Consider the following 15,770-nt stretch of genomic DNA (forward strand, 5'->3'; position numbering starts at 1 on the left):
ATAGTTGGTTAATATCAGAGTTAATGGAGTGTTAGTCTCTCCTGGAGCAGCTAACTGTGGAGAAGACTCAGTTCCCCAAACCGCTTGACCTGCTACCTTAACATAACCTAAAATTGGAATAGTAAGTAGAATTTCCTCGGATGAAGTAACCATTAAAGTACTTTACCGTTATTGGTATAGTGTATACAGCCTCTGTAGCGTTCTTCATAACGTTAGCGTAAACTGTTATTGGTACTGGTTGTCCTGGTGGTAAATAGCCAACGCTTACGTTAGATTCTTCAAACTGGACTGGATATATGGAGTGAAGCAATAGAGTCACATTACTTAACTCTACGTTACCGTCATTTGTAAGAATAAGTGTAAGAGGTAAATTAGTCTCTCCTGGAGCAGCTAACTGTGGAGAAGACTCAGTTCCCCAAATGGCGTCTCCTGCTACTGGCACATTACCTAAGATAGGAACCTTAACGCCAACCACACTTTTAGAATTATGGAAATATTCTATTGTTATTGGTATAGTGTATACAGCTTCTGTAGCGTTCTTCATAACGTTAGCGTAAACTGTTATTGGTACTGGTTGTCCTGGTGGTAAATAGCCAACGCTTACGTTAGATTCTTCAAACTGGACTGGATATATGGAGTGAAGCAATAGAGTCACATTACTTAACTCTACGTTACCGTCATTTGTAAGAATAAGTGTAAGAGGTAAATTAGTCTCTCCTGGAGCAGCTAACTGTGGAGAAGACTCAGTTCCCCAAACCGCTTGACCTGCTACCTTAACATAACCTAAAATTGGAATAGAGAAATTTAGAATTTTATTGCTAGTTTTAAAGAAAGTTATTCCATCCACGACATAAGCAGTTCTATAGCTAATGTTTAAAGGAACTTTATAGACTCCAGTCGACGCATTTGGGTTGACGTTATACAAGAAGGTAACGTTAACCTCTCCTCCTTTAATAATCTCAGGAATAGTAGCGTTATAAGTTCCATTATAATAATTACTACGACTGATTGGAAAGGTATCATTAGGTGCTGAAATATTTACATCATATAGGTTTTCTGGTAATCCGTTGACTATGGTTAAAGTTATTGGAACATTATACATTCCTGGAGCTAATATAGTTGAAGGTTTAGCATATACGTAAATTGGGACACTACTACTTGAGACAGTAGGAATGAGTGGAAATATAGCAAATATAAAAAATGAAGCTATCATTATAGTGACTAGTTTGTGCAGTTTCATATGTCAAAAAGATATATCTAAATATTTAAAGTTGCTTCGTAGTAACTTAATGTTTAATTCTTATATATAATAAACTTTATTAAATATTATTAAAGATATTTTTAATAAATTATTTTTGTTGTTGAAGACCTTGTTGTTTGATCTCCCAATATGCCTTATCAAAGGATTTATTAATAATATCCATTAGAGTATTAAATGAATTTAATTCCATAAAATGTAATATAATGGTGAATTGATTAGTACCACCAGCCTTAGCAGAGAAATATGCTTCAAAGCTTGCCTTTCTTTTTGATAGATTATCTTTAATGTATGCTGATGCTTTTTCTAAGACTTGTTCAGCTGGGACATCAGCATTAATTGAGACTAAAAATGAATAAATTAAAGAATTATCAGATTCAAGTTTCGTAAATACGGTATTTCCTAAAAAAGCCGAGTTTGGAATTTTTACTATATTTCCATTTGTGGTCTTTACCTCAGTAAATAGTATACCTACAGTAGTCGTTTCTCCCACTATTGGAGAACCCCAAATCCACGAACTTAATGATACTGGATCTCCGGGCCTTAATGTCTTTCCTCCAGTTACCATAACGCCAGAAAGAACATTTGAAAGTACTGTTTGAGCCGCTAAACCAATTGCTATGCCTCCTACTGCACCTCCTATCGCTGCTCCTGTTAGATTTACGCCTAACGTCGCTAAAACTATTAAAAGTAAAATTGAATAAAATAATATATTAATAAATAATTCTATTGTTCTAGCAGTACTCTTCTCTACTCTTTTTAACAATATAGGATCTAATATTGACCTCTTTAACATTCTAATGATATAGTATCCGCCGATTCCTGCAATAGTCGCATCTATTCCCAAATTCACATAGCGGAGGTAAGGAATTATTGGCGGATAATAGGAAGAAAAATATCTAGTGAGAAAATGTAGTATTACCAACAATACGGCTAAACTTATCAAAAATAATATGATCTTAATTGTCTTTTGCTGATAGCTCATATCATCCCTTAATACTAACAAGTTTAAAGGATTTACTATTCCACTTAGACAGTGTCTTAATAAAAATTATTACATAATATATTTATTTTGTTATATAAAATAAATTGATATCATAAAAACCTTTTCACTAATTCCTCAAATTCTTTATAATTATCTACTTTCCTTATCTCTAAATCTGAATTGACCATTGTTCCAATGATAAACTCTTTCTTTTGCTTGATTGGCAATTTCGACATTATGAATTCTGAAGTGCCTTCAGGATCCTCTCTTATCAATTCAATTCCTTCATTGTAAAGCCTTAGAAACTCATCCTCTCCTTTATTAATTACAGCCCCACAGCTTCCCGGTATTCCTAGCAATTCTTCAAATGTCTTTCCTTTTCCTACAGCCGATGAAACTACTGCACTATCAATTTCTCCTGAATTTAGCATCGACACTATTTTTTCTGCATCGTCCACATAAATTATTGATGCGTTTAGTTGTTTCGTAAAAATCAACGCTTTTGTTAACACATCTGCAGCACTACCCTTCCTCCAGACTCCAATTCTACTACCTATTTCAGGTACGACCACCATTAGACCTCTGATTGTCACATAATTCATCTTTAGTCCTCTTTTTACTAAAGATACAGTTGAGTCAAGGATTACATCCAAATTACCTTCTTTACCAAAACTTATATCGACTCTATTTTTCATTGAAGATGCAATTATTGGATAAGATACAGGTCCAGGTGCGGCTAATACTTTCAGCATAGGTAACTTTGTTATCCATAAATTAAAAAGTTAATCATTAGATCCTATATAGTATACATTAATAAACAATATACTGTTATATGACCTTATGGAAAAGAGCAAACTGAGTTTTATTCAGGCATTGCTGGTTATAGTTCCCATGACCTTTTCTGTAAGAGCTTCAAATAACATGCTTTCAACAACGATACCTCTTTTATCTAAATATAGTTTCGGTTTTAATCAAACTGAAGTAGGAATAATCTCAGCAATAATGGCATTAGGAACATTTTTATCAAGTGGAGTAATTAACTCAAAATTAAATATAAAGACTAGAAGAAAATTATTCATCGCATCATCTTTGAGCTACGCAGTCATTTTACCCTTATTCTATCTAAGTAATGATATAACAATTTGGGCAATTTCAGGCGTTTCCGGACTACTTTTAGGCATGATAATGCCTAATATTATAACGTCAGCTAGCCTATTGGAGGACAGAAAAGCTAGAGAAAGACTATTGGCTATTTACACACTAGCGTTAAGCGCGAGTTTAGTTGCTGGACCTTCGATTGAGACATTAATCCTTGAGTTTCATCCTGCGTTAAAAGACGTTTTCCTTTTCTTTACACCATTCGGTATAGCTGTTGGAGCAATATCATTTCTTATAAAATTCCCTAAAGTTGAAGAAAACAATCACAAAATTAAAGTTGTTTCCAATCCTGGGTTTAAATCTGCCATAATAAACATTCTGGCCTATAATATTCCTTTTTCGGTTATATTGACTTTTGGTGGAATTTATGCAGTAGATTTGCTTCACGTAAATTTAGCTACGGTCACTGGATTGTTCTCATTGTTCTTTACAACCTCTTTACTCTCTAGGGTATACCTTTCAATAAAACCAATTCAGAAAATTTCTACTTATGCTTTCTTTGCGGTATCTCTAACAATTATAGGTCTTACTCTAATATTAATTTCACCTAACTTACTAGTTTATTCTATCGCATTAATTATTTTAGGGTTTCCACATGGATTAACATATCCAATTTCTATAATATCAATTAGCAGAACTTTCTCCCCTACAGAAAGAAATGCAGCTAATAGTCAATTCTTTGCTGTAATGATGTTAATAGGCATCATAGTTCCGTTAGTATCTGGAGGAGTAGCAGAATATATAGGACTAAAAGCTATGTTTGGTTCGCTGATTCCAATAGTTCTTATATTACTCATATTTCTTAAAAAATATATTAAATTTGTAGATATACAAAAAGAAGAGAATAAGAAAATACAGGCATGAGCCTATATTACCTTAATTGAAATCTTACATGATATATAATTACACTCTAGATATATAATAATATAATAAAATTATTCCAGCCGTACTGAAAATAGCTATAGACAATGCTGGATATACATAGTACGGATCTCTATTACCGCTCCACATAGAAAATGCTATCAAATTTGATAATCCGTCCAAAAGTAATATTACTGAAATAAATACAAAGATTCTAGTAATCTTAGATGAAGCAATTCCTCTTAGGTTAGCAAACTCATAGATTATGAAAATGGAAAACACAATAGACACTATAGCTAATCCAATGCTAACATACCATATCTCGAACATCAAATTAGCTAACCTAAATCTCTCTTTTAAGCGTTTACCCAAATCTGCATTAGTTATTATAATCACACGATAATCTTTACTATTTTTGGATCTCTAATAAAAATTCCTATATAATAATTTTATAAAAATATAATAAAATAAATACGTTTTATTGTTCTACAAGACACTTGAAGAAAAGTTTAAACTTTTTAAAACGATGGGATATAGAGATTAGTATGGAGAAAAGGATAAAAGTTGTTGTCTCTAAACTTGGACTAGATGGTCACGATAGAGGGGCTAAGGTTATCGCCAGAGCTCTAAAGGATGCTGGAATGGAAGTAGTGTATACAGGGCTTAGACAAACTCCAGAGCAAATAGTTAAGACGGCTATACAAGAAGATGCTGACATTATAGGAGTAAGCATTCTAAGTGGAGCCCATTTAGAGCTCGTACCTCCATTGGTTAAGCTAATGAAAGATAAAGGACTTAATGATGTTGGCTTAATAGTAGGGGGTGTTATTCCACCTCAGGATATAGATAAGCTAAAGGAAATGGGGGTAGATGATATATTTTTACCGGGATCAAGTCTAAAGGAAATAGTAGATAAAATAAAGAGAATTGCGTATAATAAAAGAGGAATAAAAATTGAGTGAAATTGTAAAAAGAGCATTAGAAGGAGACGAGCTAGTAACTTCAAAGATATTAACTAAAATAGAGTATATGACGCCGGACGGATTAGAGTACCTTGATGAGCTATCGGCAAGAGCTGGAAAGGCACATACTATAGGTATTACAGGAATTCCAGGTGCAGGCAAGAGCTCTCTCATTTCTGGCCTTATCTCCCAATATTCAAAGAGAGGACTTAAAGTAGGAGTCATAATGATCGACCCAAGTAGTCCAATATCCTCTGGTTCGTTTATGGGAAATAGAATAAGAATGCAAGATAAAACAATGCTAAAAAACGTTTTTATAAGAAGTATAGCTTCAAGGGGACATCTTGGAGGAGTTTCATCAGAAGCGATAATGCTCATTGAGGCAATGGATGGGTTAGGTTATGATAAAATACTCGTTGAAACAGTTGGTGCGGGACAAACTGACACAGAAATAATGTCATCAGTTCACACGATTATTGTTACATCAGTCCCGGGAACTGGAGATGAAATACAGGCATTAAAAGCTGGAATAATGGAAATAGGTGATATATATATAGTAAACAAGGCCGATTTACCTGACGCTAACGTTGTTTATGACGCAATTAAATTTTCTATTGATTCTGCAGAATGGAAAGATTGGATACCTAAGGTGATAAAAGTAAGTGCATTAAAAGGATTAGGAATCGAAGAACTAGTCAATGAGATCGAAACTCACTTAGAATATCTAAGAAACACTGGAAAATTTGAGGATAAAGTAAAGGAAAGAAGAAGAGAAATGATAGAACTTATAATTAGGAAATGGGCAAACGATAAAATATCTAAAGTAATTAAGGAAAATTCTTCCTTAATTTATGAGAAAAATGAACTTAGGAAGACTTTAGATGCTCTATTTTCAAAATTCAAGAATAATATTTGCTAATTATAATTTCAACATGTCTATTTGGGGATAATTCCCTTCCTTTTCATTTCTCTTACTACTAGCTCTCCAATTCTGGTTAGACCATAATACTTGTGATGTGTCCTTGTTTCCTTTTTAGGTTTTGACTTCCTTTCTCCAAACTTAATAATTTTTGAACCTGCTTCTTCAAGCAACCCCATTTTCTCTAGTTCTTCGAGTTTAGGAGTTACTTCCTCAAGCTTTTTATGGGTTAGCTTAGAGTATGTTAAGGCGTGATCAGCATTTAGTTCTTCAGCAAGTCGTAATATATCCCTAGATAGTTCATCGTTTTTAACAAGTTCTATATATGCATCTATCATGTCTTGTTGAGTTAGATTCCTTAAGAGATGATCTCCATCTCTAGTTAGCCTATAATAAGTATGATGTTTGTGCACTTCAGAACTGAGCTTAAACTTTGCTTCTGTATTCTTTAAGGTAGCGCCATGAACCCTCTCTATGAGACCAATCTTTTCTAATTGCTCTAAAATGTCAATAACTTCCTGAATTGGGATTTTAGTATTAAGCATTATCGACTTTCCATAATCAACGTTAGCTTTCTTTAGATGTAATAAGACTTTAAGAAAACGACCATCCCTTAACACTTCTCGTAATTTCGGCTTTAAGGCCTCTTCCATCATAGTCCCTTCAAGTATTCCCTTATTTGTGTGTTAAAACCTGCTGGATCATCCAAATAACATGCATGTTGATTCCCTACATTAACAAATTTTGCAGTTTTTACATATTTCAATATAAGTTCTGCATTAGATTTTGAGGATACGGAATCCTTTCTTCCCCATATTAGAAGGATTGGAATACCGTCGAGACTTTTCAATTTTTCTTCGTAATTGGAAACACCCACTGCACCAACGAGGATAAGTCCACCAATCTTTCCTGGATTATCTACAGAATACTCTAAAACAGCTTCCCCTCCCATAGATGCGCCTAGGAGAACTGGTTTTTCTAGTTTCATTTCATCCACAAAACTACCAATAAATTCAGAAAGCGAATTAAATTTCCCATTTGTTGACTTGCCGAATCCAGGAAAATCAATAGATATTGCTCGGAAACCTGCATCTGCTATTGTGGAGATTGTTCCAACTTCTTCCCAAGTTCTAGCATTAAATCTTGCACCATGATGTAAAACTACTGCCTTACCACTTCCTTGTTCTAGGTAATGTATCCTTGCCCCATTGATTTCAATAAACTTTTCTACAGCTTGCATATCAACATTTAAGTACATGAAAGATAAAAAGTTTTAGAACAATTATAAGATAAAAAAGACATTAGACTACAAATTGATAAATTAACTATATATATATTCACTTTAAAAAAGATTTATTAACTATAATGCGTAAGGTTGACTAGATAAAACATGACTAAAGTCCTAGTATTAGGAGGAAGATTCGGAGGCTTGACTGCAGCATATACGTTAAAGAGATTAGTAGGAAGTAAAGCTGAAATTAAATTAATAAATCAAAGTAGATTTACATATTTTAGGCCAGGTTTACCACATGTTGCAATAGGAGTAAGAAGTGCTGACGATCTTAAAATTGATCTTTCTCAGGCCCTTCCGGAGAAAGGGATCGAGTTCCAAGAAGGAAAAGTAGAAAAGATAGATGCCAAAGCTAATAAAGTAATATATAGCAAGCCAGACGGTTCAGCTAGTGAAGAAGAATACGACTACGTTATGGTTGGTATAGGAGCTTATCTTGCTACTGATATGATGAAAGGTTGGGATCAATACGGATACAGTGTATGCGAAGCAGATTATGCGACAAAGTTAAGAGAAAAACTAGAAAACTTCAAGGGAGGCACTATAGCAATAGGTTCCGGTCCTTTCTACCAGGGTAGTAACCCGAAGCCAAAAGTACCAGAGAATTTTGTACCTAAAGCGGATTCGGCATGTGAAGGACCTGTATTCGAAATGTCGTTGATGTTACACGGCTATTTCATGCATAAGAAAATGCTTGATAAAGTAAAGTTAACTGTATTTTCCCCTGGCGAGTACTTGTCAGATTTATCACCAATGTCCAGAAAAGCTGTAGCAAGTATTTATGACCAGTTAGGAGTTAAATTGGTGCACAATTTCAGAATAAAGGAAATTAAAGAACACGAAATCGTAGATGAAAAAGGAAACAAGTTAGAATCAGATCTAACTATTGTCCTTCCACCTTACGCTGGAAATCCCGCTCTAAAGAACTCGACACCTGATCTTATTGACGATGGAGGATTTATACCTACAGACCTTAATATGCTCTCTCTTAAGTACGACAATGTTTATGCTGTAGGAGATTCTAACTCCATGACAATACCTAAACTTGGATACTTAGCAGTTAAAACTGGAAGAATAGCTGCACAACATTTGGCTAATAGACTAGGAGTTCCAACAAAGATAGATACATATTATCCAACTATAGTCTGCGTAGCCGATAATCCGTATGAAGGTTTTGCTGTATCAGTACAAGACGATACGTGGTATGGAGGGAACATTAGTATAGCTCAACCGGCAGCAGCGAACCATTTGAAAAAGGAGCTCTTTACCAAATATTTCATGTGGACTAAGGGAGATATGGCTCTAGAGAAATTCCTAGCTAGCTGGTGAAAATTTTGTCAGAATTAGAGCTGTCAGCGCTTGATAACATATTATCTCAGGATAAACTACTTACACTAAATCATTTTTTAGAAATGTTAGAGAAACTAGACAAGCTTGGAATTATTGATGTAGTTAATGGAGTACTAGATGATGAGGAATTTATAGGAAAAATAATGTCAGCAGTTGTTAACGATAAGACTCTACAATTAATTACCGAATGGAACAAGATGAGCGGTCTTTTAGACTTAATGACTAAGGGAAACGTATCTGAGGATTTAAACTACGTTATAAGACTCTTAGACAATTTAAGAGATTCTGGTATACTTGAGCCAATAATAGGAATGCTGAGTGATGAGGAATTTATAGGAAAAATAATGAACGCACTTATAAACGATAAAACTATGGAGCTAGCTACTAAGTGGGATGATGTTATTGGCTTAGTGAATATGCTATCAGATAAAGATACTACAGAAAGCCTAAAGTCGGTTCTTGACATGATTAAAACAATGAACAAAATAGGAATATTAGATCCAATAAAAGGAATGCTATCAGATGAAGAAACAATGGGAAAAATAATGGGAGGATTAGTTAATGACTTTACAATGTCAGTCTTAAGCAACTGGAATAATATAACTAAAGATCTGGGAAAACTTAACTTAGAGAATTTTAAATACTATGTTCACTTAATTAATTCAATAGGAGAAGCAATAAGTACTGAAAAGGTAAAACCAGTAGGATTAGGTGGACTACTGTCAGCACTAAGAGATCCAGAAGTCCAAAAAGGTTTAGGGGTTGTTATAGATATACTTAAGAAAATAGGACAAAATTATAAGTCCTGAGATAATAAATACTCTATTATTTTATCGTTTTTAGATGTTAAAATATCCAAATCGTAGGATTTTTCTATTTTTATATATTCCATTATGCTTGACGACCGTGTAATCCATGGAGGTAAGGAAATAACAGAGAGGACTTTCCTTAGTTCATCACCCTTAATTAGAAGAGCTTTGCCAGGCGTGATTAAGAACATTAGGTCCACAAAGGTTGAAGCAAGAGTAGGGGCTATAGCATCGTTATACGATTCTACTATTACATTGTCATTCTCTTCCATAACATTTTTAACACATTCTTCCACAAGAGATGGTGAGTTATTTATGACTTCTGCAAGTTCATTAGTAGTAACAATTTTTGGTTTAAAAACAGCAAAAAGCTTGGAAAGTGTTTCCCGTAAACTCTTGGGAATTCTATGTAGATCACTTCCAAAATAAATTTCATTACCACACGAGATTCTGACTAAGACTGGATACCCCCTCTCCATAATTTGCTGGTAATAAGTTATACTACTTGCACTCTCAATATCAATAGGAGATAGAAGGGCAGCGAAAGGATTTATCTTCCTTATATCTTTCTTTACCTCATCATAATACTTTAACGCATCATTTCCAGCCAAGGCACCAATCTCATAGCTTCTAGCAAGAGTTGAAAAACTGTACCATGCATTATGCCCTGCAACTGGTTTTAGTGGGAAAAAACTTATACCGTTATTTTTCATTTCTCTTATTATAGATAAGGAAAAAGTTGTCTTTCCTGAATCAAATGGTAATATCCCACTTATTAATAGCTTCATGCTGATCTTGTTCTACTTTAAAAAAGATAAGTTTCAAATACATAAGAGCAACATTTATCACATGGAGAGCAAAAACATAAAATACCTTAAGGGAACTACTACAGTTGGCCTAGTTGCAAAGGATGGTGTTGTATTAGCAGCTGATAGAAGAGCTAGCGAAGGATTCTTCGTAGCAAATAAAATGGTAAGAAAAATACTTTATATAACTGATAGTATTGGAGTAACAACTGCTGGAGGAGTTGCAGATTTGCAGTTCATATATAATTATCTTAAAAATCTCTATCATTATAATATAATTTCTGGAAATCGTCCAATTACTATCAAAGCTCTCGCCACATATCTTGATAACATATTATCTCAATCTAAGTATTTCCCATATGTTGTTCAAATACTTTTAGGAGGATATGATACAGCTCCTCGACTTTATAACTTAGATTACTTAGGAGATATGACGGAAGAGAAATATGTAGCTACCGGTTCAGGTTCTCCTGTAGCAATGGGAGTACTTGAGGACAACTACAGAGATGATTTAACTGCTGATGAGGCAATGAGTATAGCGACAAGAGCTATACTTTCTGCAATAAAACGAGATTCGTTTACTGGCACAGGAGTTATAGTAACTAAACTAACTCAAACAGGACATGTAGAAAAAGAAATCTATCCTGAGAAGAAGGTGTGAAGTTGGAAATCAAATCACCGTCCTTTAAAAATGAGGATATTATTCCTCGCAAATACACATGTGATGGTGAAGACTATTCGCCTTCCCTCTCCTGGAATAAGGTATCTAATGCCTCATCATATGCAATTATAGTAGAGGATCCAGATGCTCCAGGTGGAGTTTTCATTCATTGGATAATCTATAATATAAAAGAAAATAGTCTTCCGGAGAATGTCCCAAAAAAGGAAAAAACAGATTTTGGAATACAGGGATTAAATGATTTCGATAATATTGGGTATAACGGGCCTTGCCCACCAAGAGGTCATGGATTTCATCGTTATTACTTTAATGTCTATGCTCTGTCTCAAGATATTCCCTCATCATCCAAAATAACCGCTAAAGAACTAAAGGAGAAAATGGCCAAAATTGTTATAGACAGTGGTAGTCTAATGGGAAAATATAAGAGAACGTAAATTCTTTTAGTCAAGTTTTATAAATGTGAAGTATGTCTGAGGAAGTTCTTTGGGCAGAAAAATATAGACCTAGATCTTTGGATGAAATTGTAAATCAGAAAGATATTGTTGAAAGATTAAAGAGATTTGTAAAGGAAAAAAACATGCCTCACTTACTTTTTGCAGGTCCACCAGGCACAGGAAAGACTACAGCTGCCTTAGCCTTAGTTCACGATCTATATGGTGATGAGTTCAGACAATATTTCCTAGAACTTAATGCTAGTGATGAACGAGGAATAGATGTTATAAGAAACAAGGTAAAAGACTTCGCGAGAACTCTAGTTAAGTCATCTGTTCCATTTAAGGTAATTCTGTTGGATGAAGCTGATAATATGACAACAGATGCTCAACAAGCCCTTAGAAGGACAATGGAACTTTATACTGAATCAACTAGATTTATTTTGGCTTGCAATTATCTCAGTAAAATAATAGACCCAATACAGTCTAGGACTGCCCTCTTCCGATACTATCCGCTTAAGAAGGAAGATGTAGTTTCAAGGCTTGAGTATATTTGCAAACAAGAGAAAGCAGAATGTGAAGAAAAAGGAATAGAGACCATATATGATGTGACATCAGGGGATATGAGGAAAGCAATCAACGTATTGCAAGCAGCATCCTCGTATGGAAAAGTGGACTCTGAAACTGTTTTCAAGGTTTTAGGTCTTGCCCAACCTAGGGAAGTTAGAGAAATGGTGAGATTAGCTCTAGCAGGAAAGTTTGTAGATTCTAGGGAAAAATTAAGATCTTTACTTGTTACTTATGGATTATCTGGAGAAGATGTAGTTAAGCAAATTCATAGAGAGATGTTGTCTAACGAACTTCAAATTCCAGAAGAACTTAGAGTTCTTATCATGGATTATCTAGGCGAAACTGAATATAGAATAATAGAAGGAGCGGATGACGAAATTCAAGTTTCTGCTTTATTAGCGAGGATGGCAGTGTTCGGAAATAAGTATATAGGGGTAAAATAATTGTCAAAATTACCCTGGATCATAAAGTATAGGCCTAAATCTCTAAAGGAAATAGAGAATCAAGAAGATGTAAAGGATCAGATAAAACAATGGTTAGACTCTTGGCTAAAAGGAAAAGGAAATAGAAGAGCTATTCTACTTTACGGTCCTCCAGGAAGTGGTAAAACAACCATTGCAGAGGCAATTGCTCATGATTACGGCTTAGAATTAGTCGAAATGAACGCCAGCGACAAGAGAAACATTGAGTCAATGAAGAATATAGCCCAAAAGGCAGCAATAACTAGTAGCCTTTTTGGAACAAATGGAAAGCTCATATTTCTTGATGAAGTTGATGGAATAAATTCTAGAGAAGATACTGGAGCAATTCCTGCAATAGCTGAACTCGTTCAGATCTCAAAGTTTCCTATAATTATGGCTGCAAACGACCCTTGGGATCCATCCTTAAGAGAACTTAGGAATTTAGCCCTAATGGTTGAGGTAAAAAAACTTGGAAAATATGCTATGAAAAGAATATTACAGAATATATGCAAATTAGAAAAGATCCAATGTGAAGACGAAGGACTAAGCACAATAGCTGATTTAAGCGAAGGTGACGCTAGATACGCAATAAACCTTTTAGAGGCTACTGCTGAAGGCTTTAGAAAGGTCACAGCAGAAAACGTTAAGGAATTCGCTAGAAAAAAGGAAAGAGAGTATGATTCCTTTGAAACAGTAAGAAATACTTTCTGGGCACGATTCAGTTGGCAAGCTAGGAATACTGTTACTAATTCACAGACTGATTATGAGTTATTAATCAAGTGGTTTGATGAAAATATACCTATTCAATATGAGGATCTTAATGATGTATTTAGAGCATATGATGCCCTGTCTAGAGCAACGCTTTTTCTTTCTAGAGCTAAGAGATCAAGTTGGGACATGTTGAACTATATGTTTGATATGATGGGACCTGGGGTTGCTATGGCAGAAGAAGGTAAATCTAAACCTAACTGGAAAGCCAAATGGAAAAAATATCAATTTCCTCAAACAATACAACTTCTCTCAAAGTCCAAGTCCGTTAGAGATACCAGGGATAGGATATTAGGAAAATTAGCGGTAAGACTTCATGCATCACAATCTAAAACTCTCAATGATGTCTATCCAGTTTTCCTACAATATTATAAAAAATATTCATCAAAAATAGATGAAGAACTCGAACTTTCTGAAGATGAAATAAACTATTTATCTTCTCTAAAAGGAAGGCTACAAGAAAGCGAAGAAGGTAAAGCAGCAGAAAGTAAAAAGAAAGGTTATACTAAATATTCTAGGAAACGAGCTTAGTCTTTTTAATTACTTTTACTTCGCTTATCACTGTATCAGGATATTGCCCATTTTCGTCTTTTTCATACTTCTTTACCATATCCCAAATAGTAAGTAAAGCTGTTGACGTAGAAACTAGCGCTTCCATCTCTACTCCTGTTTTATAATAAGCCTTAACTTCAGTAACTACTCTAATTCCTTCATTCTCTATATTTAGGTTAACAGTAATATACTCTATTGGTATAGGATGGCACATAGGCAGAAGTTCAGGAGTCCTCTTTGCTGCCAATATCCCTGCAACTTTAGCAACAGATATAACATCACCTTTCTCTACATCTCCTTTTCTTATTCTTTCAATGGTTGTATTCTTTAATTTTATAAAGCCCTCTGCAATTGCCGTTCTTAAACTATATGACTTTTCACTTATATCTATCATTCTAGCTTCGCTCAAAGCTCCTCTATTTCTTGTAGTAGGTTCATTAGAATAATAACCTTTTGATTGGAATAGTTTAGTTTCACTATAGTACTCCTGCTCCCTTCTATTAGATCTATATATCCAGATTTGGAAAGAAAGTCTAACTCCCTCTTAACTATCCAAGGCTTAACTCCAGACAATTTAGATAATTTTGTTACTGTAAGATCTCCATATTTCATCAACGCAAAAATTAATTTAAGTCTAATTATACTTTCTTTATTTAATATTCAGCGTCCCCTCTATTAACTTATCTACGTAATTTTCTAGGTCTTGACTTATGGGAAAAGTCAAGGAAATAAGAGTAGTCTTTCCTCTTATTCCTTTACCGCTCTGTTGAGTGCTTATGATACCCATAAGCTTTAGCCTCCTTACGTACTCATAGACTTGAGTATGCCTTCTAGGTTCTTCACCTATCAACTTACAAACATTCGTATATTCTTCTTCTGCTTCTCCCATAGTGAAATATTCTTTTCTTTCCCTCTTTACAAGATTTATTAAAGATTTAAGAAGAAGTATTGGATGCAGATCTAGGATTTTCATTTCGTCTATGATGCTACTACTCTCTTGATTCACTCTAGAGTTGGCTTCTTTTGCATGAACTAAAGAAACTATAGGGGATCTATCTCTATCGGCTAACCTTCCGGCTAACTCTAACGTCTCTATGGATACTCTTGCATTACCACTGCCTCCCTTGTCAAACCCATTTACTTCAGAAATGAATTTTAATGCATCGTCAGAGACAGATCCATCATAAAACGCTAAGTTAACTCTATTCAATAAAATGTCATATAATTCATTAGACTTGTAAGGTTGAAATTCTATAATATTTCTGAGTATATGATCTCTAATTGCCTTATCCAAAGAAAGAATAGTTGATATGTCCCTTACTATAAAAATATAGCTTATCCTTTTTATAGACGTTGCAAGTTCATCGTAGAGTCTTACTAGGAAGTATATATCTTCTTGCGATGACGTATTGACAAAGTAATCGAACTCATCTAAAGTTACTATTAGATGCATATTTCTTCTGTCTAAGTAATCGTGAATAGTAGAGAACACTTCCTGAGACGAAAGACCTCTAGAAGGAACACTAAGCTTTAGCTGATTTCCTAGCTCTATAGTAAGAAGATAAAGAGTACGTTGCCTATGACAGTTTATATGAACATACTCTACTTTCAGACCTCTTTTTGATCTAGCTAGCTCAGCAAATTTAGAACCAAAAAGCCTTGTAGTAACAGTTTTACCTGTACCCGTCCTCCCAACTACTACTGCTCTTATTGAGGACCTGCCAGGATCTATTATCACATCTCTAAAGGTTACTGTAAGTTCGCTTATCTTTTCATCTCTATGTGGAAGAACGTCAGGTACATAATCCGGATTAAGCTTATAGATTTCCTTAAAGACTGTTGGTCCTTCTATATTATTACTTATTATTTCCGCAGGAGTTGGCATATACTTTCACTCATATGTTAATTTA

19 protein-coding genes are annotated in these 15,770 nt (G+C 34.5%); 9 read left to right on the top strand and 10 right to left on the bottom strand.

What is annotated here, in order from left to right:
• Window positions 1-97: 97 nt before the first annotated feature.
• The 3 genes from CM19_RS07710 to CM19_RS07720 form a co-directional block, all read right to left on the bottom strand.
• Window positions 98-1,240, bottom strand: a complete 1,143-nt coding sequence (locus CM19_RS07710) for a COG1361 S-layer family protein (RefSeq protein ID WP_150111410.1) — start codon at window positions 1,238-1,240, stop codon at window positions 98-100.
• 109 nt (window positions 1,241-1,349) lie between these two features.
• Window positions 1,350-2,243: a mechanosensitive ion channel domain-containing protein gene (locus tag CM19_RS07715; RefSeq protein WP_048099888.1), complete on the bottom strand. Its 894-nt coding sequence runs from the start codon at window positions 2,241-2,243 to the stop codon at window positions 1,350-1,352.
• A gap of 110 nt (window positions 2,244-2,353) precedes the next feature.
• Complete coding sequence (locus CM19_RS07720) at window positions 2,354-2,995, bottom strand: DUF3834 domain-containing protein (RefSeq protein WP_048099889.1); 642 nt, start codon at window positions 2,993-2,995, stop codon at window positions 2,354-2,356.
• Between the two features lie 88 nt (window positions 2,996-3,083).
• On the opposite strand from CM19_RS07720, the gene CM19_RS07725 reads away from it, so the two are divergent.
• A complete protein-coding gene (locus CM19_RS07725; protein WP_048099890.1) occupies window positions 3,084-4,265 on the top strand; it encodes an MFS transporter in 1,182 nt (393 codons plus the stop codon).
• 39 nt (window positions 4,266-4,304) lie between these two features.
• Here the strand turns inward: CM19_RS07725 and CM19_RS07730 are convergent, their stop codons facing one another.
• Window positions 4,305-4,658 (bottom strand): hypothetical protein, encoded by a 354-nt coding sequence (locus CM19_RS07730; RefSeq protein ID WP_235185653.1) that lies wholly within the window; start codon window positions 4,656-4,658, stop codon window positions 4,305-4,307.
• 149 nt (window positions 4,659-4,807) lie between these two features.
• Here CM19_RS07730 and CM19_RS07735 point away from each other — a divergent pair, with 149 nt between their 5' ends.
• Together CM19_RS07735 and meaB are read left to right on the top strand one after the other, a co-directional pair.
• A complete protein-coding gene (locus CM19_RS07735) occupies window positions 4,808-5,224 on the top strand; it encodes a cobalamin B12-binding domain-containing protein (protein WP_048099891.1) in 417 nt (138 codons plus the stop codon).
• Window positions 5,217-6,143 carry a methylmalonyl Co-A mutase-associated GTPase MeaB gene (gene meaB, locus CM19_RS07740; protein ID WP_048099892.1) on the top strand — a complete coding sequence of 309 codons (927 nt, stop codon included), beginning with the start codon at window positions 5,217-5,219 and terminating at the stop codon, window positions 6,141-6,143. The genes CM19_RS07735 and meaB overlap by 8 nt, the downstream gene beginning before the upstream one ends.
• Window positions 6,144-6,160: 17 nt before the next feature.
• Here the strand turns inward: meaB and CM19_RS07745 are convergent, their stop codons facing one another.
• Both CM19_RS07745 and CM19_RS07750 read right to left on the bottom strand, forming a co-directional pair.
• Window positions 6,161-6,796 (bottom strand): DUF2250 domain-containing protein, encoded by a 636-nt coding sequence (locus CM19_RS07745; protein ID WP_048099893.1) that lies wholly within the window; start codon window positions 6,794-6,796, stop codon window positions 6,161-6,163.
• Window positions 6,796-7,401, bottom strand: a complete 606-nt coding sequence (locus tag CM19_RS07750) for an alpha/beta fold hydrolase (protein WP_048099894.1) — start codon at window positions 7,399-7,401, stop codon at window positions 6,796-6,798. Before CM19_RS07750 ends, CM19_RS07745 begins: the two co-directional genes overlap by 1 nt.
• Window positions 7,402-7,533: 132 nt before the next feature.
• On the opposite strand from CM19_RS07750, the gene CM19_RS07755 reads away from it, so the two are divergent.
• A complete protein-coding gene (locus CM19_RS07755; RefSeq protein WP_048099895.1) occupies window positions 7,534-8,763 on the top strand; it encodes an NAD(P)/FAD-dependent oxidoreductase in 1,230 nt (409 codons plus the stop codon).
• Window positions 8,764-8,768: 5 nt separating this feature from the next.
• Window positions 8,769-9,593 carry a helical membrane plugin domain-containing protein gene (locus CM19_RS07760; protein ID WP_150111411.1) on the top strand — a complete coding sequence of 275 codons (825 nt, stop codon included), beginning with the start codon at window positions 8,769-8,771 and terminating at the stop codon, window positions 9,591-9,593.
• Here the strand turns inward: CM19_RS07760 and CM19_RS07765 are convergent.
• Window positions 9,581-10,381, bottom strand: coding sequence for an ATPase (locus CM19_RS07765; RefSeq protein ID WP_048099896.1), 801 nt, complete (start codon window positions 10,379-10,381; stop codon window positions 9,581-9,583). The genes CM19_RS07760 and CM19_RS07765 overlap by 13 nt on opposite strands.
• A gap of 61 nt (window positions 10,382-10,442) precedes the next feature.
• Between CM19_RS07765 and psmB the strand changes: the two genes are divergently transcribed.
• Genes psmB through CM19_RS07785 form a run of 4 tightly spaced genes read left to right on the top strand, consistent with a single transcriptional unit; the run spans window position 10,443 to window position 13,839 of the window.
• Window positions 10,443-11,060 (top strand): archaeal proteasome endopeptidase complex subunit beta, encoded by a 618-nt coding sequence (gene psmB / locus CM19_RS07770; RefSeq protein ID WP_052349498.1) that lies wholly within the window; start codon window positions 10,443-10,445, stop codon window positions 11,058-11,060.
• A 2-nt stretch (window positions 11,061-11,062) separates the two neighbouring features.
• A complete protein-coding gene (locus CM19_RS07775; protein WP_048099955.1) occupies window positions 11,063-11,512 on the top strand; it encodes a YbhB/YbcL family Raf kinase inhibitor-like protein in 450 nt (149 codons plus the stop codon).
• Window positions 11,513-11,544: 32 nt separating this feature from the next.
• The gene (locus CM19_RS07780; protein ID WP_048099897.1) at window positions 11,545-12,522 is read left to right on the top strand and encodes a replication factor C small subunit; all 978 of its coding nucleotides are present in this window, start codon (window positions 11,545-11,547) and stop codon (window positions 12,520-12,522) included.
• Window positions 12,523-13,839: a replication factor C large subunit gene (locus tag CM19_RS07785; RefSeq protein ID WP_048099898.1), complete on the top strand. Its 1,317-nt coding sequence runs from the start codon at window positions 12,523-12,525 to the stop codon at window positions 13,837-13,839.
• Here CM19_RS07785 and moaC read toward each other — a convergent pair.
• Genes moaC through CM19_RS07800 form a run of 3 tightly spaced genes read right to left on the bottom strand, consistent with a single transcriptional unit; the run spans window position 13,823 to window position 15,745 of the window.
• Window positions 13,823-14,254, bottom strand: coding sequence for a cyclic pyranopterin monophosphate synthase MoaC (gene moaC / locus CM19_RS07790; RefSeq protein WP_048099956.1), 432 nt, complete (start codon window positions 14,252-14,254; stop codon window positions 13,823-13,825). The genes CM19_RS07785 and moaC overlap by 17 nt on opposite strands.
• 11 nt (window positions 14,255-14,265) lie before the next feature.
• Window positions 14,266-14,472, bottom strand: a complete 207-nt coding sequence (locus CM19_RS07795) for a hypothetical protein (protein WP_048099899.1) — start codon at window positions 14,470-14,472, stop codon at window positions 14,266-14,268.
• Between the two features lie 37 nt (window positions 14,473-14,509).
• Window positions 14,510-15,745: an ORC1-type DNA replication protein gene (locus CM19_RS07800; protein WP_048099900.1), complete on the bottom strand. Its 1,236-nt coding sequence runs from the start codon at window positions 15,743-15,745 to the stop codon at window positions 14,510-14,512.
• Window positions 15,746-15,770: the final 25 nt, after the last annotated feature.

The organism is Candidatus Acidianus copahuensis (assembly GCF_000632495.1).
GTDB classification, from domain to species: Archaea; Thermoproteota; Thermoprotei_A; order Sulfolobales; family Sulfolobaceae; genus Acidianus; species Acidianus copahuensis.